The sequence below is a fragment of the Aminobacter aminovorans genome (assembly GCF_900445235.1).
GTDB lineage: Bacteria > Pseudomonadota > Alphaproteobacteria > Rhizobiales > Rhizobiaceae > Aminobacter > Aminobacter aminovorans.
This window is the reverse complement of the sequence record NZ_UFSM01000001.1, coordinates 3,258,886-3,277,365: the sequence shown is the minus strand read 5'-3', so window position 1 is coordinate 3,277,365 and position 18,480 is coordinate 3,258,886. Positions and strand designations below refer to the sequence as shown.

22 protein-coding genes are annotated in these 18,480 nt (G+C 61.1%); 5 read left to right on the top strand and 17 right to left on the bottom strand.

The window, feature by feature from the left end; translation table 11 throughout:
* Positions 1-8 precede the first annotated feature (8 nt).
* Genes DY201_RS16085 through DY201_RS16070 form a run of 4 tightly spaced genes read right to left on the bottom strand, consistent with a single transcriptional unit; the run spans position 9 to position 2,317 of the window.
* Complete coding sequence (locus tag DY201_RS16085; RefSeq protein ID WP_115732070.1) at positions 9-644, bottom strand: HK97 family phage prohead protease; 636 nt, start codon at positions 642-644, stop codon at positions 9-11.
* Positions 641-1,339, bottom strand: coding sequence for a hypothetical protein (locus DY201_RS16080; protein ID WP_131922282.1), 699 nt, complete (start codon positions 1,337-1,339; stop codon positions 641-643). The genes DY201_RS16085 and DY201_RS16080 overlap by 4 nt, the downstream gene beginning before the upstream one ends.
* 60 nt (positions 1,340-1,399) lie before the next feature.
* A complete protein-coding gene (locus DY201_RS16075; protein ID WP_115732068.1) occupies positions 1,400-1,729 on the bottom strand; it encodes a hypothetical protein in 330 nt (109 codons plus the stop codon).
* A 6-nt stretch (positions 1,730-1,735) separates the two neighbouring features.
* Positions 1,736-2,317, bottom strand: coding sequence for a hypothetical protein (locus tag DY201_RS16070; protein ID WP_115732067.1), 582 nt, complete (start codon positions 2,315-2,317; stop codon positions 1,736-1,738).
* A gap of 536 nt (positions 2,318-2,853) precedes the next feature.
* On the opposite strand from DY201_RS16070, the gene DY201_RS16060 reads away from it, so the two are divergent.
* Positions 2,854-3,168, top strand: a complete 315-nt coding sequence (locus DY201_RS16060; protein ID WP_115732065.1) for a hypothetical protein — start codon at positions 2,854-2,856, stop codon at positions 3,166-3,168.
* A gap of 80 nt (positions 3,169-3,248) precedes the next feature.
* Here the strand turns inward: DY201_RS16060 and DY201_RS16055 are convergent, their stop codons facing one another.
* The 6 genes from DY201_RS16055 to DY201_RS16025 all read right to left on the bottom strand — a co-directional run bounded on the left by DY201_RS16055 (position 3,249) and on the right by DY201_RS16025 (position 7,544).
* Positions 3,249-3,557: a hypothetical protein gene (locus DY201_RS16055; protein ID WP_115732064.1), complete on the bottom strand. Its 309-nt coding sequence runs from the start codon at positions 3,555-3,557 to the stop codon at positions 3,249-3,251.
* On the bottom strand, positions 3,544-4,269 hold the full coding sequence (locus DY201_RS16050; RefSeq protein WP_115732063.1) for a YdaU family protein: 726 nt from the start codon (positions 4,267-4,269) through the stop codon (positions 3,544-3,546). The genes DY201_RS16055 and DY201_RS16050 overlap by 14 nt, the downstream gene beginning before the upstream one ends.
* Positions 4,270-4,459: 190 nt before the next feature.
* The gene (locus DY201_RS29070) at positions 4,460-4,636 is read right to left on the bottom strand and encodes a hypothetical protein (protein WP_165915860.1); all 177 of its coding nucleotides are present in this window, start codon (positions 4,634-4,636) and stop codon (positions 4,460-4,462) included.
* Positions 4,637-5,112: 476 nt separating this feature from the next.
* Complete coding sequence (locus tag DY201_RS16035) at positions 5,113-6,333, bottom strand: tyrosine-type recombinase/integrase (protein ID WP_115733826.1); 1,221 nt, start codon at positions 6,331-6,333, stop codon at positions 5,113-5,115.
* A 403-nt stretch (positions 6,334-6,736) separates the two neighbouring features.
* Positions 6,737-7,219: an SRPBCC family protein gene (locus DY201_RS16030; RefSeq protein ID WP_115732061.1), complete on the bottom strand. Its 483-nt coding sequence runs from the start codon at positions 7,217-7,219 to the stop codon at positions 6,737-6,739.
* Positions 7,212-7,544, bottom strand: coding sequence for an ArsR/SmtB family transcription factor (locus DY201_RS16025; protein WP_245432017.1), 333 nt, complete (start codon positions 7,542-7,544; stop codon positions 7,212-7,214). The genes DY201_RS16030 and DY201_RS16025 overlap by 8 nt, the downstream gene beginning before the upstream one ends.
* A gap of 372 nt (positions 7,545-7,916) precedes the next feature.
* On the opposite strand from DY201_RS16025, the gene DY201_RS16020 reads away from it, so the two are divergent.
* Both DY201_RS16020 and DY201_RS16015 read left to right on the top strand, forming a co-directional pair.
* Positions 7,917-8,708, top strand: a complete 792-nt coding sequence (locus DY201_RS16020) for a GGDEF domain-containing protein (protein ID WP_115732059.1) — start codon at positions 7,917-7,919, stop codon at positions 8,706-8,708.
* A gap of 225 nt (positions 8,709-8,933) precedes the next feature.
* Complete coding sequence (locus DY201_RS16015) at positions 8,934-9,212, top strand: DUF2218 domain-containing protein (RefSeq protein WP_115732058.1); 279 nt, start codon at positions 8,934-8,936, stop codon at positions 9,210-9,212.
* A 57-nt stretch (positions 9,213-9,269) separates the two neighbouring features.
* On the opposite strand, the gene xth is transcribed toward DY201_RS16015, so the two are convergent.
* From xth to DY201_RS15980, 7 genes are all read right to left on the bottom strand, one after another.
* On the bottom strand, positions 9,270-10,040 hold the full coding sequence (xth, locus tag DY201_RS16010; RefSeq protein WP_115732057.1) for an exodeoxyribonuclease III: 771 nt from the start codon (positions 10,038-10,040) through the stop codon (positions 9,270-9,272).
* A 4-nt stretch (positions 10,041-10,044) separates the two neighbouring features.
* Entirely contained in the window at positions 10,045-10,683 is a 639-nt protein-coding gene (locus DY201_RS16005; RefSeq protein WP_115732056.1) for an alpha/beta hydrolase family protein, read from the bottom strand.
* A complete protein-coding gene (locus DY201_RS16000) occupies positions 10,684-11,772 on the bottom strand; it encodes a tetratricopeptide repeat protein (RefSeq protein ID WP_115732055.1) in 1,089 nt (362 codons plus the stop codon).
* A complete protein-coding gene (gene ku / locus DY201_RS15995) occupies positions 11,769-12,644 on the bottom strand; it encodes a non-homologous end joining protein Ku (RefSeq protein ID WP_115732054.1) in 876 nt (291 codons plus the stop codon). Before ku ends, DY201_RS16000 begins: the two co-directional genes overlap by 4 nt.
* A gap of 40 nt (positions 12,645-12,684) precedes the next feature.
* Positions 12,685-15,144 carry a DNA ligase D gene (gene ligD / locus DY201_RS15990; RefSeq protein WP_115732053.1) on the bottom strand — a complete coding sequence of 820 codons (2,460 nt, stop codon included), beginning with the start codon at positions 15,142-15,144 and terminating at the stop codon, positions 12,685-12,687.
* 6 nt (positions 15,145-15,150) lie between these two features.
* Positions 15,151-15,387: a hypothetical protein gene (locus DY201_RS15985; protein ID WP_115732052.1), complete on the bottom strand. Its 237-nt coding sequence runs from the start codon at positions 15,385-15,387 to the stop codon at positions 15,151-15,153.
* A 104-nt stretch (positions 15,388-15,491) separates the two neighbouring features.
* Positions 15,492-16,403, bottom strand: coding sequence for a LysR family transcriptional regulator (locus DY201_RS15980; RefSeq protein WP_115732051.1), 912 nt, complete (start codon positions 16,401-16,403; stop codon positions 15,492-15,494).
* A 199-nt stretch (positions 16,404-16,602) separates the two neighbouring features.
* Between DY201_RS15980 and DY201_RS15975 the strand changes: the two genes are divergently transcribed.
* Both DY201_RS15975 and DY201_RS15970 read left to right on the top strand, forming a co-directional pair.
* Positions 16,603-17,577 (top strand): ABC transporter permease, encoded by a 975-nt coding sequence (locus tag DY201_RS15975; RefSeq protein ID WP_115732050.1) that lies wholly within the window; start codon positions 16,603-16,605, stop codon positions 17,575-17,577.
* Positions 17,574-18,479, top strand: a complete 906-nt coding sequence (locus tag DY201_RS15970; protein ID WP_115732049.1) for an ABC transporter permease — start codon at positions 17,574-17,576, stop codon at positions 18,477-18,479. The genes DY201_RS15975 and DY201_RS15970 overlap by 4 nt, the downstream gene beginning before the upstream one ends.
* Position 18,480: the final 1 nt, after the last annotated feature.

Here is an 18,480-nt window from a genome sequence, read left to right as displayed (position 1 = left end):
ATCGGATTTCATAGCGAATCCAGAAGTTGGCGGAACGCGCGGCTTCGCGCGTCGAGTGCGTCTTCAAGACCCTGGAATGCTTTCAAAAGGGAGCTGTCACTAGCGTAGCGAATCGAAGCGGATGTGCCCGGCACGGCTCCCTTGCGCACCAAACTGATCTCCAGGAGGCGGGCGTCGGTGATAAATTTTACGCTTTCACTTTCGATCAAGCGCTCGTAGCTCTCCACGACGTTGTAGCCGACCGAACACTCCATCCGGCCGCCTTCGTTCACAGCCGCCTTCATCACGGCCCCGGCCGATGTTCCTGCAACCTTGCAGCGAATTGTCAGTCTCAGGTCGTCACTTTCGATCCTCAGGGAGTCAGCGCGCGTTGCAATGAGCTTCGACTCATCGTGATCGAGAAGCAACCTGATCGCCTGCTGGCTGGCCAACGAGCGCGCAAAACAGCCAGGCACAAAGACCTCCCGCTGACGGTTCTTGCCATAATGTGGGACGCCATACACACACGCGGTTCCGACGAGCTCATCCCCGTCGGCCACGACAGATTTCGTGAATGGCGCCGGCCGCGCTGCAGCAGGGCGCTCGATGAAACCGGTGGCGCTATATTCGATCCCGTCGCTTGCCGATCGCCTCTCGAGTCTCACCGGATCGCCTCCGGAACTTTGTTGGCAGAGATGAACCCATGCTTCGCCGCCTCACGGAGGTATTGTGCGACGGGCGAATAGCGATCCCTGCCGTTTGCGAACTGCAGTGGCATGCCGACAAGGGAAGACCAAGCGACTTCATCCGCGTTCAAGCTGTCGGTGAAGGCTTCGTACCGCTCGACCGCACCATGAAGAGCGATAAGCTGTTCACAAATCGCTGAGACCAGTGCCCGATATTCTGGCTCGACTTGATCGCGGACCATCGCGGAAGCTGCCATGCGCGCCGCGGCAATTCGCCTGTCAAGCGCTGCCAAGGCGACGTTCAGGTCGAGATGCCGAGCCTCCAACACCTCGAGAGAATCCAAGGCGGCACTGTCGCGCGAGGGCGCCGGTCGCGGATCCTCCAGCAGCTCGGCTACGCGAGTTTCCTGCGCCGTTGGCAATCTCCGGATGATGTTCTCGCGATGTCCTCTGATCCCATTGGACACTTTGGCACTTTGCGTCGCGATCTCGACTTGTTCAGCGAGTAACTTGGCGCGCTTCGCTTTCAGTCGCGCATACTCAGGCGAAACAGCTTCGAGCCGAGAAATCTCGCCAGAGCCTTCCCGCCCTATTGCGTACGCGGCCGGCGACAACACCGGCGCGATGGTCTTCCTAGATCCGATTTTGGCAAGGGTGGCGCTGATAGCATTCATTGCAAGCTCCGGCACGATCTGCACGGGGAGCATGCTGACAAACGGCGTCGTCCAAAAAAACTATTTCCCGGACGTTTTCTTCAAGCCGGAAGCAATTTTTTGACGGAGACGTTCCGCAAACGAGCGATGGCAAGTCGTGATATTGGCGCTTCGAGCGACCATCAGCAGCGCTCTATTAAGGTTTTTGACCTGGCCGCTATCAAGTAACCATTTCGCTTCTTCGATTAGCCGTTCGTCGTCGACCCTTGGCCTCCCAGGCGACGCCGCAGCTAAGGCGTTTCTGGCTCGCACATAGCGCCGGTCGCCGCTCCGTTCTGCGGCATCGTCGAGCGTGGCGATGATGTCGAGAATATCTGGCTCGATCTCAGGCGGAAGAAGGCTGCGACGCATAGCGGCTCATTTCGCGCCTTTTTCATCGAGGCGCCGCCGTTGGCTCGGTTTCGCGCGCCAAAGCGCTTCCAGCGCTCGGTCTGCCTCGGCCTGCTGTTGGACGGTTTCATAGAGGAGTGCATTCCAAGATGGTTCGCCGTACTTGGCCTCCAGCCGCTCAGCCTCGAGCCTATGCATGTCCCTTGAAGCGCTAGCATCCCTTATCAGGCCTTTGCCAGTCAGAAAGTGAGCGCGCCAGGCCGCATCCGCCTCGCTTTGATCGCCGGCGACGATCACTTCGGTGAAGGCTTCCAGGCTTGGAAGGACTTCCTCGAGCCGTTTGGCTCCCGCGAAAAGACGTTGGTGCAGGCGCCTGCGCTCCGCCGTGGCGACGTTGAGGGCCCTGGCCCTGGCGAGCTTCATGTCGCCGGTACCCTTCGATTGAGGTCGCAGGCTGGTGATATGGTTCTCTGCGTCAACATAGTCACTGATGAGTTCGACGCGCGCTGATGCGTCGAGGCCGTGCTTGATCAGGTCCTCGGCGATACGCGTCCAACGTTCGCGCGCCAGCTTTGACCTAAATCGCGGAGGAACATCAGGAATTTTCAAAATTTTTCTCCCGCAGTTCTGTAAAATCTGGACATGAGCCCATGGCGGTCGGGGCCCCCGAAAGGCTGTGGAGATTTACCCCGCCCCACCCCTCTTGCCCTTGCACGACCTGAGGTTGAAGCGGATGCTCCGTGTCGCCCATCAAACAAAGGGAGGACGACCGAGATGGCGAACGTGAAGGGCGGTAAAGACCATTCAGACGGGATCGAAACTCTTGCTGGCCAGGTGCTTGCAGACAAGACAGCGAAGGCTCGTGAGAAGAGACTGGCTGCAGCGGTCTTGGCACATGCTGACGGCAAACCGGCCGCAGCTGCGAAGGCAAAACCAGCTGCGAAACCCAGAGCTGCACCAGTCGCCAACAAGCCAGCGCCGAAACCCAGGGCTGCGCCCGCGAAAGCGGCACCTAAGGCAAAGGCCCCGGTTAAGAAGAGGTAATCACTGCCTTCTTTGGCGAGGTGTTGTTGCGAGACGTCTCGTCGCCTTCTGGTCACAGCGCCGTCGAGCTGTCGATGTGAATGGTCTAAGGAAACCAACAGATGCCGAAGTTCATCGTGACGTATGATCTCCCTGACAGCATCCCGAATTCGCCAGATCCGCATGCCACGTTCCTTGAAGAAGCTAGAAAGCTCGATTGGGACTATTGGATTCTTGTCAACCACGTCTGGTACCGACTGCCGAACACGACGCTCATCGGTCAGTTCAGCGACATTGCTGCTGCCACCGCGTCGTTCCATGCAATCGAGGCAGCGACTACGAAAGCACTTAGACGCACTGTCAAAGCGGATAAGTTTTTCGTCGCGAACTACATCACGTCGCGCCTGAGCTCTGACGAACAGGAGAAAGAGCAGTAGCTCGCGCGGAGACGCCAAACCTGAAAGGTCGCAACTGAAATCAGCCGCCCGGTGGGAGTTCGACGTGGAACACGGGACGGTCACGCCGCATCCCCCTCATTGAAGCTCCCGAGTCGCCGCGATCGCCGCAGCAGCTCGCAGACTATCTCCTGCCGCCACCGAGTTGCAGAACGATCAATTTCGGCTGAGGGAAGGCCAAGGACGATCAGCCGAACCCGCCATAGCACGGCCTGTCGATTGAGCTCTTGCCGTCCGGAGGAACCTGCAGCGATAACCTGGTCGGCGGCATGCATGATGGCACCGGTCATTTTCTCCGACGGAAATGCACGGATCTCTGCAGACCGTTTTATCGGCTGATCGAACAGATCGAAGAGGCTAAGCTGCGTCATCGTCGACCTCGATTTCATCATTCAGCCACGTCTTGTCGACGAGCCGCAACTGGTTACCGGGCAGGACCTCGACCTCGTAGTCGCGCCCATCGGCCTCGGCCCTCACCGTAACGAAACCAACGGAATCAGCTCTGGAGATTGTTGCAGGTCCAATGCCGGCAACCTCGACGTCGTCGTCGACCATGAAAGTTTTTCGGAGAGAGAGGGGCGCGCCAGAAGGCGCGACCCTTCTACTACCTTCCAACGTAGAGCTCGAATCCACGCCTACCGTAGAGCTCGCTGAGGTCGAGCGGGGTGGCGGGTTGCCCCCGCCACCCTCTTCTTCTCTGGACTCTGGACTCTGGTGTGCTTTTGCATTTTCGTCGCGTTGATTTTGTTCAACTTTTGCCCACCGCTGGCCCGCATTTTTGCGGCGAACGTCGCTAACATTTTTGCGGTGTTCGAATTCGGCTTGCATGACTGGGGACCACAGTCCGCCGTGCTTTTCGACGATGCGACCATCGGCGAGAAATAGCTCGATCGCGCGGCTGAACGTTCGAATGTCGGCGCCACAGAGGCGAGCAAGGCGAGCGTGATCACCCGCGATCGGGCCGCCTCTTTCGTGCATATGCGCGAGCAAATCTATCAGAATGCCTTTCTCGGCAGCCTTGAGATCACGGGTCGCGGTGATCCAGTCCGAGGTGTGCAACCGAAACCAAGGGGCTGCACTCATGGCTGCCCGCCCTTGTTCTGCCGCCGCTCCGCCATAAGCCTCTCCAGCTCGGCGCGTAGCTCGACCTTCGATGGTCTGCGCCGCGGCGGCTGACCGCTAGGGATATACGGCGCCGACTGGTCCGAGATATCGTCGACGCCATGCCGGCGGATCTGGTCGCGCGATCGGGCCTTGTCCCAATTCCGGCCGCTCATATCGACCTCGCCCGGTAGAGATCACGGCAAACGTTGCAGGCCTCGGCCGGTGAAAGGCCGAACCGGCCCTGCAGTTCGACAATGGCGGGACCGCGTTGATCGCGTGGTGTCGACGCAAGCCATTTAACCGCCTCGGCGATCTTGTCATGAGACGATTGATCGACGGTTTTCATGCGGCATTCCGCCCGCTCGGGAGCGCGTCGAGCCATGCCTGAGCATCAACCGCTCGAATGAGCGTTCGCCTACCCGCTTTCCTCGTTAGAAGTCTACCGGCAGCAACTTCGTCGTACGCGAGCGTTCTGCCGACGCCGAAGGTCTCGCAAAACTCGTCGATGGAGTAAGCGGCCTTTGACGGGGCTGCCGTTGTACGCTCTTCACTCACCTCACTCACTTCAAGCTCCTTTCTAGCTTCGAGGCCATAAAAAAACGGCCGCCACCGAAACCCCTTTCCTCGAAAGAAAAAGGAGTTCGATGGCGGCCGTTGCACTTTGACTGTCTGGCCCGACTGTGGATGTAGCCGTGGCACGGCGGGCGAAGACAGGTTCCGGTCCGTAATGTCGAAACGCTCTGCTTGTCGGTCCGGCCCAGCTAAGGCGAGGCGTTATCTAGAGCAGTCTTAGTACGTATGGTGAAGCACATTTCGGGATTGTCAACCGCCTGTAACCGCCTGGGATCGTTGGCGTTTCATCCGAACCACGTTCGACGACTCGCCTTTGACACAAAAATTGGCCCACGCGGTCATCAGCTTGCGACGTTTCTCCAGGGCGTCAGAACGGCGGTAGGCCAGTTCGACCTTGTTTCCGACCTCGTGGGCGAGCGCCGCTTCGGCGACCTCCCGCGCGAACGTTGTGCAGTCGCCTGTCCAATCACGAAACGAGCTTCTGAAACCGTGGGCAGTGTACTGGCCGACCTTCATACGGCGCAGCAGCATAGTGAAGGCCATGACGGAAAGCGGCCGGTCTTTCCTATGACCAGGGAACACGTAGTTGTTGATCCTGGTTTCGTACAGCGCCCGCACAATCGAAAGGGCGCGGTCAGACAGAGGAACACGATGCTCCTTACCAGCTTTCATTCTTCGCGCGGGCACTGTCCATACACCCGTGTCGAGGTCAAATTCTGTCCATTCGGCCTCTAGCACTTCGCCTGATCGCCCGGCGGTGAGGATTAGGAACTCAAGCCCGCGCGCCGCCATGGCGTCGGCTACTTGGAGCCGCGCGACGAAGTCTGGTACATCACCATACGGCATCGCAGGATGGTGACCGCGCTGGAGCTTCTGTCGCGTCGGCAAAAGGCTTTTGAGATGCCCGCGCCACAAGGCCGGATTCTCACCTTGGCGCCATCCCTTAGCTCGTGCGAAATCCAACACCCGCTCGATGCGCCCACGGAGCCGAGAAGCCGTCTCAGCCTTGTCGTGCCAGATCGGTGTGAGCACAGCGAGGATATCGTCGGTGCCTATTGCGGAGACTCGCTTTGCCCTCATCGGCGCACAGTATTGCTCCAGCGTCATCTTCCATTGCGCGCGATGCTTCTCATTTTTCCAGCTCTTCTCCATGCTGGCGAGGAATTTGTCCGCGGCATCGCCGAACGTGGACTCCGCTTCCTTATCGCGTTCGATGATTGGATCTCGACCGTCTGCAACGACTGTCCGAAACTCGATGGCCTTTGCTCTGGCCTTGGCAAGTGAAACAGCTGGAAAGGCGCCCATGCCCATCTCGCGGCGCTTTCCATCGCGAGCCCACATGAAAAGCCATGACTTCGAACCGCCAGTGGCAACGTTCAGATAGAGCCCTCCGCCGTCGCTGTGACGGCCGGCCTCCAGCTTCGTTGAACGGACGTAAACATCGGAGAGCCGGTTAAGCGCGCGAGCCATCTTTCCCCACTTCTTTCCCCACTTTGATTTAAGGATGATAGCGGACAGCAACGGACGTAGAAACACCGAAATGCCTTGAAGGCCTTGGTATTCATAGATGTGTGCGATCTCCAGCGAACGTAGGAAAACGCTGATGTAGAGGCCACTCTCTCCGCCAATTCCTTTGTCTCACGCCGGTTTGCTTCGCTGACGGCTCCGATGGGGCGCACTGGCCGCGCGATGCCCGCTCGGGCTTGCGAAGCCCGCGGGCTCGAAATGTCTTCGCGACGTTGGGCCATTAACGGCAAGTGCGCGAGATACCCCCTATTCATAGAGGATAGCTGCACGAGGTCGTGCGGGCTTGATCCGGGCGGGCATCGCAGGATTGTGACCCGTTGCGGGGCGCCTCGCAATGCATACCCGCCTACTGGACGCTGCTCTGGTCGCCGTTTGCGTCCGCCCCGAAATACAAGTCGATCTGGCGCAGCATGAAGGCCCAGCCAGCCGCTGTCTGCTTCGCCCATTCGGCCCAGCGCTCATCCATACTGTGCACGATGGTCGCTCGGCATCCGTTGTCGAGCGGTTCGATTGTCAGGGTGACGAGGGAGTTGTTCTCCTGTTCTTCCTCCTCCGAGGTGAACCAGGTGAAGACAAGCTTCCGGGGTCGATCGATTTCGAGGTAGTAGCCCCAATGGACTGCCTCGCCGTCTTCCCGCATATCTGAAAAGGTGAACTTGCCGCCGACTCGCGCGTCGATCTCGACCCTACGAATATCGAATGAGGGCATTCCCGGGACAGGTTGCGCCGCCCAGGACCGCATTTTCACCGGATCGAGCCATGCATCGAATACGCGCTCGGCCGACGCCTTGAACTCATGGCGCGTCTTCGCTTCAATGGTTCTAGACACGCTTCTTCTCCTTGCGAGGTGGTATCTCATTCGCCGCATCTTCGGCCGTCAAAAGATCGTCGATGGCTTGAAGCCGGCTCGCCCAGAAGGCTTGCTGAGCCGCGATCCATTGTTGAACCTCAGAGAGCGGCTCGGGGCGGAAGCGAAGTATGTGCTCACGCCCGGACACATTCCGCTCGATGAGCCTCGCTCGCTCCAAAAGACGGATGTGCTTGCTCACCGAATTCAGCGAGATTGAAAACTCGGCGGCAACATCGGTGACGCGGGATTCTGAGGCCCCCAATCGCTGCAATATGCGCCGCCGAACAGGATCGGCGAGCGCCATTAGCGTCCTGTCCAAGTAAGCCGATGGTCCTTCGTAGCGCATAATTCATCCTTTTGGGTGAATTATGCGGACGCTGTCCCGCTTGTCAAGCGCGCGGAGCGCCTAACCAAGCGGCGCTCATGCCGAGTGGAGGAACGTAGTTCTCCGCTTCATCGGCTACGGTCCGCCACGGGTCTTATGCGAAAGATCGCTATTGTTAGGCTAGATGCCAGCAAGGCACGCCGGTCAGTTTGCGAAGCGGTCCTTAGCCCTCCCTTAACCATAACACTTCGTAACTGTGGCCTCTTGGTCAAAGTGCCCCCTCGCCGCGCGTATTACGTAGATATGGCGGATAAGGTTCAAATCCTTGGATAGATCTTCGGCTGGGCACGCATGTTAGACAGGCTGAATGCAATAACACATCGCCGGTGGGGCCAGGTTGCGCTCCTGACGTTGGCTGGCGCGCTTTTGTTCGTGCTCGTCGGACTGGCCTTCCGCATGCTTGTCTTTGCCGGCGCGGATGCCGAAATGCTCTGGCGCGAAGCGGTCAACGCTTTCGTCTTACCGCTCCTCTTCATCACGCCTCTGCTGGTCCTGCTCGGCCTCAGCGAGACAGAAAATGCCTCGCTCAGGCAGAAATATGCCCAGGAGCTGGCGCATGACAGTCTGACGTCATGCCTCACCGGCCCGTTGTTCACGGCTGCAATCGACGTTGTCGCCACAAGTTCAGGCTCCGCGCGGCGGCCGGGCGCGCTGCTGGTGGTCGACATCGATCATCTCAGGCGGCTCAACGAGCAGATCGGCTATGGCGCCGGCAACCAGGCGCTCAGCGCGGTTGCCGGCATCATCCGTGCTTCGGTGCGAAGCGGCGATCTTGTCGGGCGCATCGGCGGCGACGAATTCGCCGTCTATCTCCCTGGGGCAAACAAGGCGAATGCCGAGAAGGTCGCCGAGCGTATCCGGCATGCAGTTGCCGAGGCGCACTTCGAACCCGTGGCCGGCGGTTTGACCTGGCCCTTGACCGTCAGCGTCGGCGCCGTACTGTTTGAAACGGACGCGACCGCCGACGAACTGCTTCTCACCGCCGATCGCCAGATGCAGGCCGCCAAGGATAAGGGGCGCAACCGCATCGAGTACGCCCATCTCCGGCAAGACTCCTCATCATCCCACCCCTCGCTTCATTGACGACGGAACGGCCTTTCGCAAGGCGACTGCCGGCGCTCGGGAATCGTCGCTGGCTCTAAGCATCAGCTTGTCTGACAGATTTCTTTTCGTCTTCCGACAGGGCAAGGCTTGGCGCGCAGAGCCACCTTGCCATGCACATCGCGCTGGCCTCGCATTTTTGACGGGATCGCGAGACGAGTTCCGCCCCGTCGGCGCACAGGGCGACATTCCAATTCGAGGACACTCATGCCGAAATCAACTGCATCGGTCGCTACCGAACATGCCAGCCGCTACCTGCAGCAGCTCTGCAAGCACTGGAGCCACAAGTTTTCAGTCGACTTTTCACCTGCTGAAGGGCGCATCGACCTTGGCGAAGGACGCATTGTCGACCTGCGCGCCGACGACCATACGCTGACGGTCCATATCGAGGCCGAAGACCTGCCGCGCATGGAACAGGTCGTTGTCGACCATATCGTGCGTTTCGCCTTCCGCGAGGAGCTGAAATTCGAGTGGCGCCCGGCCTGAGCGGCCAGCGGCGCCTGACCTGCTCGAAGCGAATCTGTCGCGAGGTAGCCGCGAGGGCTATTTCGTACAGATCCACACCGGGGCATGGTCGCTCGCGTCTTCGTGGCCGCGTACATCGCGATCCACGCCTGCGCCGGTGAGGCGCTTGGCCATCTTCTTGCTCAGCAGCAGATGGTCGAGCCGCAGCCCGGCGTCGCGCGGCCAACGGTTTCGCCTGTAGTCCCAGAAGGTGTAGACCATCTCGGCGGGAAAGGTCTTGCGGATGGCATCGGTCCAGCCCTGATCGAGCAATTGCCTGAAGGCGGTACGGCTCTCGGGCTGGACGAGCGCGTTGTCGTCGTAAGATTTGGTTGCGTAGACGTCGCGGGGCTCGGGCGCGACATTGAAGTCGCCCGCAAGCACCGCCGGAACATCGGCCGCAAGCAGCGTTGCCGCATGGGCATTGAGCCTGCTGTGCCAGGCCAGCTTGTAGTCGAATTTGGGCCCCGGTTGTGGATTGCCGTTCGGCGCATAGAGCGAAGCGATCAGCACGCCGTTCACCGCAGCCTCGATATAGCGGGCATGGCGGTCGTCGGGATCGCCGGGCAGCTCCCAGCGTGTCACGACCGGCTCGGCATCGCGCGCGAGGATCGCCACGCCGTTCCAGGTCGGCTGTCCCAGCCAGACTGCTCCATATCCCGCCGCCTCGATGGCTGAACGCGGCAGCTGTCTATCAGCCGCCTTCAACTCCTGCAGGCACACCACATCGGGATCTGACTCCTTTAGCCATGCCAGAAGATTTTCGAGCCTGCGATTGACGTTGTTGACGTTGAAGGTGGCGATCTTCATCCTGTCAGGTCAGCCGGGTCGACCAGGCAGCAACCGCATCGCTCAACGTTTTCAGATGGTCGGCGGCGGAGAAGCCTGAAATGCTCTTGCGCGGCTTGAGATCGTGGTCGCCATCCTCGAGCCACAACAGCTCGATGCGATCGGACAGCTCATAGCCGGGAACCTCCTCGACCGTGCCGAACTCGTCGCGCGTGCCCTGTACGATCAGTGTCGGCGTCGCGAGCGCCGCGAGATGTCTGGTGCGCAACTGCGTCGGCTTGGCCGGCGGGTGGAACGGATAGCCCAGGCACAGAAGCCCAACGATCTTGCCCGACGCATACAATTCGTCGGCGATCATGCTGGCAACGCGCCCGCCCATCGACTTGCCGCCGATGACAAGCGGTCCTTTGGCGGTAAGTTGGTCAACGGCTGCCTTGTATTCGGGGTTCAGGGTTTCAGCCCTTGGCGGCGGCTTGCGGGCACCTTCGCTACGCCGCGCCGCCATGTAGCCGAATTCGAAGCGCGCCACCCGAAGTCCAGCCTTTGCAAGCGCATTGGCGGCAGCCGTCATCGACGCCGAATCCATCGGCGCGCCCGCGCCATGGGCCAAAAGCACTGATATATCGGCGTCTTCTGGACCATCGAAAAGAAAACTCACCGCCATCTAGCTTGCCGTTCGTTCCCTGAGATGCAGATCGGCATACTGGATGCCCTTGGCGGCGGTCTTGGCCCATTCCGACGTGCCGTCAATTTCGAGATAGAGCGACCACCAGTGCCTGGCTTCGGCCAGGTCGCCGGCCTCATATTCAAGATTGGCGAGATTGAACATCGCATCGGCATAGGTCGGGTCGAGTGCCACGGCCTTCTTGAGGTGGCGTCGGGCGGTGAGCACCTTGCCTTCGGCGGCAAACAGCCCGCCGAGGTTGAACCAGGCTTCGACGAATTTCGGGTCGAGCTTTATCGCCCTGAGATAGGTCTGCATCGCCTCCTGGCTGTTGCCGGCCGCGCGCAGGCAGTTGGCGCGGTTGAATGCCGCCACGCTGTCGCTCGGATCGGCGGCAAGGCAGCGGGCATAGAGCGCCGCAGCCTCGGCGTAGGAGCCGCCCTCTTCCGCCTCTTCGGCAAGCACGAACATCTCCTCGAGTTCGGCGTCACCGCTTCGCCCAAGCGGCAACAGCCGCTGGCCATCCAACTCGGCGAGATCAGCGCCAAGACGGGCGTAGATCACGTCCTTGCCGTCGGCATGCAGCGACAGCGCACTCAGCGATGCCACCGCACCCGAACGTTGGACCGACCTGGCGATAGCGCTCCAGGTCGCGCCGCCGGCCAAAAGCCCGGCATATTTCCTGGCCAGGATCAGGTCGCGAAACGCGTAGGGCTCGCTGTCGCTTTCGAAGGCGTCGAACAGCGACAGGAAGTCGAAGGCGTGTGGCGCGATGCGTGACTGATCGACCAGCGATTGCCGGGTCATCTCCGCGCCCTCGACCCGGTCCAGCAGGTCGAGCGCCCGGAGAAATCCATTTTCGCTGAGCACCGGGCGACCCGAGCCGGAGGCAGCCTGAAGCCGTGCTTCCAACTGCGCTTCATCAAGCTTGCCAAGAAGGGTTCTGCCGACAACGACATCGGTCGTACGCCGCGTCACGCCATGCTGCAGTTCGCCGCCCTGGCGGGCGACCTCGCGCACGGCGAGCCGCCTGGGAAAGGCGGCGAGCGCACCGACCAGGCCAAAGATCCTGCCCGAAATTGCCCTCACTTCTTGCCTTTCGCTGCCTTGCCACCACCAACGACCGAAAGTTTGGCCGCCGGCTTCTCTGCCGCCGGCTCGGCCTTGGTCTTGCTCTTGGCCGGCGGTTTGGCCTGGCCGAGGCTGGCCTTCAGCGCATCCATCAGGTTGACCACATTGCCACGCTCGGGAGCGGCCGCGATGATCGGCTTGTGCCCTTTCAGCTTCTCCTTGATCATCTTCATCAAGGCAATCTCGTAGCGGTCCTCGTAATTCTTCGGATCGAACGTCGTATGCTTCTGCTTGATCAGCGCCTCGGCCAGTTCGAGCATTTCCGGCTCCGGCTTGCCGGCCGGGATGTTGCCGAAATACTCTGCCGTGCCGCGCACTTCGTTGGGATTGCGCAAGGTGCAGACGAACATGCCGTTTTCGCGCGCACCGATGGTCACCACGCGCTCGCGGCTCGACAGGACCAGGCGGGCTATGGCGAGCTTGCCTGACTTGCGCAGTGCCTCACGCAGCACGGCAAACGTTTCCTCGGCCATCGCGCCATCGGGCGCCAGATAATAGGGCGCATCCTGATAGATCACGTCGACGGAATCCTCGTCGACAAAGGCCTCGATGTTCATCGTGTGATTGGATTCGATCTTTACGCTGTCGATGTCTGCTTCGTCGATGACGACGTACTTCTTGTCTTCGTATTCGTAGCCTTTGACCAGATCGGAGCGCTCGACAAGGCCCAGCTCCGGATCGACCGGCTTCATGTTGATGCGGTTGTGCGTGTCCTTGTGCAGCTGATTGAAGCTGATGCGCTCGCTCGTGCTGGTCGCCGGGTACAGCCGTACCGGGCAGCTGACCAGACTTAGTTTCAGATACCCCTTCCAACTTGCCCTTGGTGCCATGCTTGTCTCCTACGCGATACAATTCAAGACATACTCTTGGTCAAGACTTACTCTTGGCGATGACCGCGGCCGGCAAGTCCTTGGCATGATCTGATATCTCTGCCCAAGGATCGCCCGACCTGACCACAAGTCCGGGAAGCGAAGAATAGTTCAAATCCGCTGGAGCGTCGATGGACTCGAGATCCGCCCAGTTGAGCGGCGTCGACGCCGGCATGTTTGTACGGGCGCGAAGACTGTATGGCGCGGCAGCCGTCGCGCTGCGCGCGTTGCGGTGGAAGTCTATGAAGATGCGCTTCTTCCGGTTGTCCTTGCCCATCACAGTGGTGAAGGTGTCGGGCGCGGTGCTGGCGATCCGCGACGAGATTTCGCTGCTTGCCTGATGGAACTGCTTCCAGCCGAGCTTGCCTGTGGTCGGCACGACGACGTGGATGCCGCTGCCGCCCGATGTCTTCACGAAAGGCACAAGCCCCATCTTCGTCAGCTCGTCGCGGACATGCACTGCCGCCTCGACGACCTCGCGCCAGCCGATGCCCTCGCCCGGGTCGAGATCGAAGACGACCCGGTCAGGCTTGTCCAGGCGCTTGCGCAATGCACCCCAGACGTGAAACTCGACGACGCCGAACTGCGCCAGCGCGAGGTAGCCCTTGGCGTCCTCGACCGAAATGTAGGTCTTGCTCTCGTCCTCGGAGTTCTTGGTCTCGAACGAGGCGATCGATGCCGGCATGCCGGTAAAGGCGTGGCGCTGGAAAAAGCAATCCTTGTGCTGCCCGGTCGGGCACCTGAACAGCGAGACCGGTCGCCCCATGATATGCGGCAGCATGAAGTCACCGACGGCGGCGTAATAGACGGCAATGTCGAGCTTGGTCGGACCTGACTTGCCGAGCATCCGGCGTTCCGGATTGGTGATCGTGACGGCGGCAAGGTCGGCGTCGGTGATCAGCCGCTTGCGGGGCGCCTGGGGCGCCTCTGACAGCTCCGCTTCGCGCAGCCCTTTGAATACCGCGTGACGCAGCGCATTGTCGCTGGTGCGGTTGGCAAAATGGATATGGGCGTTGAGCACCGGCCGCACTGGGATGACCTCCTTCGGCGCGCCATCAAGCTTCGCCGCACCTTCGCGCAGGCCTTCCAGCCGATGCAGCAATGACTGCAACGTCTCGGCGTCGAAGCCGGTTCCAACCTTGCCGCGATACTGCAACTCGCCATCGACCCATTCGCCGAGCGCTAGGGCGGCCAGCCCCTCGGCGGCGCGCGAGGTGGTGTAGCCGGCGATGACGAAGTCGTCCTTGTCCAGCGCCTTGGTCTTGGACCAGCTGTGCGAACGCCCGGAGTTGTAGTGCGCCGTGGCCCGTTTCGACACCACGCCCTCGAGCCCCATCTCGGTCGCCTGGTCGTACAGCGCCTGCCCGTCGCCCTCGACGTGCCCACTGAGCTGAAGCGCCGACTGGGCGTGGACATGGCCGGCAAGCAGCGTCTCCAGCAGGCCCTTGCGCTTCGCGAGCTCCGTACCCGTCAGGTCCCAGCCGTTGAGATGGACAAGGTCGAAGGCATAAAACACCAGAAGCTCGTCGTGTCCGCTGGCTAGCGCGTCCTGCAGTGCGGCGAACCGGCTGATGCCCTTGTCGTCGAGCACGACGATCTCGCCGTCGATGACGGCGTCGCTGCATGGCAGGTCGCGAAACGCCGCCGCAAGCTTGCCATAACGTTTCGTCCAGTCGATGCCGCTACGCGTGATCAGTCTGGCCGAACCGCCTTCGAGATGCACCATGGTGCGGTAGCCGTCGAACTTGATCTCGTGCAGCCATCCCTCGCCCGATGGCGGCTTGAGTGCTGCGGTGGCCAATTGTGGTTCGATCCGTGCCGGCATCGACGCCCGTACCGCCCCGGCAAGCTTGCCGGGCTTGAGATCTCCGGGTTTCGATGGTGGCTTTTTCGGCGCGGCGACCAGTTCCTCGATGCGCCGCCCCGACTTCACGCTTTCGGGCCGGGCTTCGAGAATGTCCGTCGTCTCGTCGACTGCCGGATCGTGTTCCTTGAACAGCAGCCAGTTGCGCTTGTCTTCGCCTGGCTTTGGCTTCAGCCGCGCCAGCATCCAGCCGCCCTTGAGCTTTTCGCCCCACAGCCGGAACTTGAACGCGCCTTTCTCAAGCGACGCCCGTGCGTCCTCCATCGGCGCCCATACGCCGGCGTCCCAGACGATCATCGGCCCGCCGCCATACTCGCCTTCCGGGATCAGTCCTTCGAAGTCGATGTAGTCGAGCGGGTGGTCCTCGGTCTCCACCGCAAGGCGCTTGTCGGCCGGATTGAGCGAGGGGCCACGCGGCACGGCCCAGCTCTTGAGCACGCCGTCGAGTTCGAGGCGAAGATCGTAGTGGTCGGCAGTGGCATGATGCTTGTGCACGACAAAGCGGTTGCCCTCGCTCGCCTGCTCGACGCCGCGCGGCTCGCGCGTCTTTGAGAAATCGCGCTTTTGCCGGTAGGTGCGAAGCTTTTCCGCTGCCATCCCGGCCTAGCGCGCCGCATCTTCCGGAGCGGGCTCCAGTTCCAGCTCCTTTGGCGTCGCACCTGCCATCAGCCTGTCGAGCAGGGTGTCGTTGACGTCATAGTACTGGCCCGAGACCAGAACCCGTGAAACGGTCTGACCATCGCCTCGAAACAGCCTGGAACTGACGAATACCTTGTGGCGGCCGAGCGCGTCGGAGACGGCCCTGCGCTTCCTGATCTGGTTGGCAACCGGTGTACGCATACGCCCAAGGCTCCTGAACCAACGGGCCGACTATCTCCTAAAGTCGATCCTTGATCAATGCAGGCGTTGTTGGTCCATCACGTGGCATGTTTTTATGGCCCAGCTCAGATCGGCTTGGTCAGCACGCCATCACCGACAAGTCGCTCTTTCAACATGGCGATGAACATCAACATCGGCCTGGAAAGTGGCGCTTCGCGCAGCGTGGCGATACCGTAGTCGCTCCACAGCGGCGGCGCGAATGGCCGCATGACAACGCGTTCGGACTTCAGCAGGCTGCCGATCAGCGCCGGGATGATCGAAACGCCTATGCCCTCGGCGACCAGAGCGACGCTTGCCTCCACCGAATGCGCTTCGACCCGGCAACGGACCGCGCCCTGGGCACGCCGCAGCCGCTCTTCGATGTCTTCGCGGCTCGATCTCAGTCGCCCGAGCAGCACCAGATCGGAGCCTGCAAGATCGTCGGCACTGATGGTCTCGCGCGTAGCCAGTGGATGACCGGCCGGCAAAACACACAGCTGCCCGCTCGACACCAGCGGCATCGTCACCAGGCCACGATCTTCGGTCGGCAGCCGGACAAAGCCGAAATCGACGCTGCGGCCCATGACCGCGCGTTCGATCATATCATAGGGCCCGGCCACCAGCTCGATACTGACCTGATCCTGCGTTGCCAGAAAGTCGGCGACCAGCTTCGGCAACAGCGTCGTGGTCAGCGAATGCGGAAACCCCATCTTGATCAGCGTCCGGCCCGAGCGCCCGGCACTGAGTTCGTCGGTCCGGCGCTTCAGCCGTGCCAAAACGTCCGAGAGTTCGCCGACCTCCAGGAGCAGTGCGGTTGCCTCAGGCTTTGGAACCAGCCTGCCCTTCTCGCGACGAAACAGCTCAAAACCGATCTCTTCCTCCAGGCTCGTGAGCTGGCGGCTGATTGCCGACTGTGACAAGGCGAGCACGCCCGATGCGCCGATCGTCGAACCGGTCTGCATCACCGCGCGAAAGACGTCCAACTGCTTCAGGTTCATTCAGCTTTCAGTTCCCCACGCTGCTGCACGGCCCTTTTCGCATCGAGTAATGCACAAAACTCATAAGATTGCGCGCCTGCCGCCCTCGCTGTTACGTCGCACGACAATAGGCAGTCGGCAACCGACGCCGGGAGGAGAGCATTCACGTGATGACCGGGTGCAGCCCATTCAGGCAAGTCATGCAAGGAGCGCAACCGCGATGACGATTTTCATCATCCGCCGCTTCAGCCAGAGCCTGTTTGTCGTATTCCTGACGTCGCTTCTGGTTTTTGTCGGCGTCTACGCCATCGGCAATCCAGTCGACATCCTGATCCCCGCCGATGCCAGCTTCGCCGAGCGCGAGGCGGCGATCCGCGCGCTCGGGCTCGACCGCTCGCTGGTCGCGCAATACGGCACCTTCCTCGTCAACGCGCTGCACGGTGATTTCGGCCGCTCCTTCGTCTTCAACCAGCCGGCCATCAGCCTCATCTTTCAGCGGCTGCCGGCCACACTCGAACTCGCTTTCGTCGCACTCACCATCGCGCTCGTGCTCGGCATTCCCCTCGGCCTGATCGCGGGGCTCAAGCCGCGTTCGGTGATGGACGAAACCATCATGACCGGTTCGATTCTCGGTTTCAGCCTGCCAAATTTCTGGCAAGGCATGATGCTGATCATGATTTTTTCGGTCTGGCTCGGTTGGCTGCCGTCATCCGGGCGCGGCGAAACCGGCGAGATCTTCGGCATCGCAACGTCCCTGGCTACGTGGGACGGGCTTGCTCATCTCATCTTGCCGGCGACCAACCTTGCGTTGTTCCAGCTGTCGCTGGTCATCCGGCTGACCCGCACCGGCGTGCGCGAAACGATGCCGCTCGACTTTATCAAGTTCGCCCGCGCCAAGGGCCTGTCCGAACGCCGCATCATTTCCGTCCATGTCATGAAGAACATCCTGATCCCGATCGTCACCGTGGTCGGCATGGAATTCGGTTCGCTGATCGCCTTTGCGGTGGTGACCGAGACCATCTTCGCGTGGCCCGGCATCGGCAAGCTCCTGATCGATTCCATCACCGTGCTCGACCGGCCCGTGGTCGTTGCCTACCTGCTGGTCGTCGTCACCATGTTCATCTTCATCAATCTTGCCGTCGACATCGTCTACTCGATGCTCGATCCGCGCATCCGGCTGAGTGAAACGCAATGACAGCGCTCACCCACCGTTTCCAGGAAAGCCAGTCGTTCTGGGCGCGTTCGCTGCGCGGCATTCTCGGCAGCCCCAAGGCGACGATCGCGCTCGCGATCTGCCTGATCTTGATCGCCACGGCCATTTTCGGCCCCTCGCTGGTACCGCAGAACCCGTATGATCTCGCAGCGATCGACTTCTTCGACGCGCGCCTGCCACCGATGTCCAACAGCATGTCGGGCACGACCTATTGGCTCGGAACCGACGGCCAGGGCCGCGACATGTTCTCGGCGATGGTCTACGGCCTGCGGACGTCGATGGGCGTCGGCCTGTTCTCCGGAGTCATCGCTCTTGCGGTCGGCACGGCACTTGGCCTCACCGCAGCCTATTATGGCGGCCGCATCGACACGCTGATCATGCGCCTTGTCGACCTGATGCTCGGCTTCCCCACCATCCTGGTGGCATTGATGCTGTTGGCGTTGCTTGGCCAGGGCGTGTGGAAGGTGGTGCTGGCATTGGTCATCGTACAGTGGGCGCAGTTTGCCCGCGCGGTGCGTGCAGCAGCGCTGATCGAGCGCGGCAAGGAATATGTCGAGGCCGCCGCATCGCTGGGGCTTTCCAAGCCGCGCATCCTGTTCGGCCATATGCTGCCCAACTGCCTGCCGCCGATCATCGTCATCGGAACGCTTCAGGTGGCCAACGCCATTTCAGCCGAAGCAACGCTGTCCTTCCTTGGCATCGGGCTGCCGATCACCGAGCCGTCGCTCGGCCTGTTGATCGCCAATGGTTACCAGACGCTGTTGTCGGGCCAATACTGGATATCGGTCTATCCCGGCCTTTTGCTGCTGGCGCTGGTCTTCAGCATCAACATCGTCGGCGACCGTCTCCGTGAAGTGCTCAACCCCCGACTTTCGGAGCGATGAG

Coding starts and splice junctions, on each gene's coding strand:
- DY201_RS16080 (WP_131922282.1), bottom strand. CDS start 1,339: ATGAATGCTATCAGCGCCACCCTTGCCAAAATCGGATCTAGGAAGACC.
- DY201_RS16075 (WP_115732068.1), bottom strand. CDS start 1,729: ATGCGTCGCAGCCTTCTTCCGCCTGAGATCGAGCCAGATATTCTCGAC.
- DY201_RS16060 (WP_115732065.1), top strand. CDS start 2,854: ATGCCGAAGTTCATCGTGACGTATGATCTCCCTGACAGCATCCCGAAT.
- DY201_RS16055 (WP_115732064.1), bottom strand. CDS start 3,557: ATGACGCAGCTTAGCCTCTTCGATCTGTTCGATCAGCCGATAAAACGG.
- DY201_RS16050 (WP_115732063.1), bottom strand. CDS start 4,269: ATGAGTGCAGCCCCTTGGTTTCGGTTGCACACCTCGGACTGGATCACC.
- DY201_RS29070 (WP_165915860.1), bottom strand. CDS start 4,636: ATGAAAACCGTCGATCAATCGTCTCATGACAAGATCGCCGAGGCGGTT.
- DY201_RS16035 (WP_115733826.1), bottom strand. CDS start 6,333: ATGGCTCGCGCGCTTAACCGGCTCTCCGATGTTTACGTCCGTTCAACG.
- DY201_RS16025 (WP_245432017.1), bottom strand. CDS start 7,544: ATGGCGCTCGCCGATCCTGTTCGGCGGCGCATATTGCAGCGATTGGGG.
- DY201_RS16020 (WP_115732059.1), top strand. CDS start 7,917: ATGTTAGACAGGCTGAATGCAATAACACATCGCCGGTGGGGCCAGGTT.
- DY201_RS16015 (WP_115732058.1), top strand. CDS start 8,934: ATGCCGAAATCAACTGCATCGGTCGCTACCGAACATGCCAGCCGCTAC.
- xth (WP_115732057.1), bottom strand. CDS start 10,040: ATGAAGATCGCCACCTTCAACGTCAACAACGTCAATCGCAGGCTCGAA.
- DY201_RS16005 (WP_115732056.1), bottom strand. CDS start 10,683: ATGGCGGTGAGTTTTCTTTTCGATGGTCCAGAAGACGCCGATATATCA.
- ku (WP_115732054.1), bottom strand. CDS start 12,644: ATGGCACCAAGGGCAAGTTGGAAGGGGTATCTGAAACTAAGTCTGGTC.
- ligD (WP_115732053.1), bottom strand. CDS start 15,144: ATGGCAGCGGAAAAGCTTCGCACCTACCGGCAAAAGCGCGATTTCTCA.
- DY201_RS15985 (WP_115732052.1), bottom strand. CDS start 15,387: ATGCGTACACCGGTTGCCAACCAGATCAGGAAGCGCAGGGCCGTCTCC.
- DY201_RS15980 (WP_115732051.1), bottom strand. CDS start 16,403: ATGAACCTGAAGCAGTTGGACGTCTTTCGCGCGGTGATGCAGACCGGT.
- DY201_RS15975 (WP_115732050.1), top strand. CDS start 16,603: ATGACGATTTTCATCATCCGCCGCTTCAGCCAGAGCCTGTTTGTCGTA.
- DY201_RS15970 (WP_115732049.1), top strand. CDS start 17,574: ATGACAGCGCTCACCCACCGTTTCCAGGAAAGCCAGTCGTTCTGGGCG.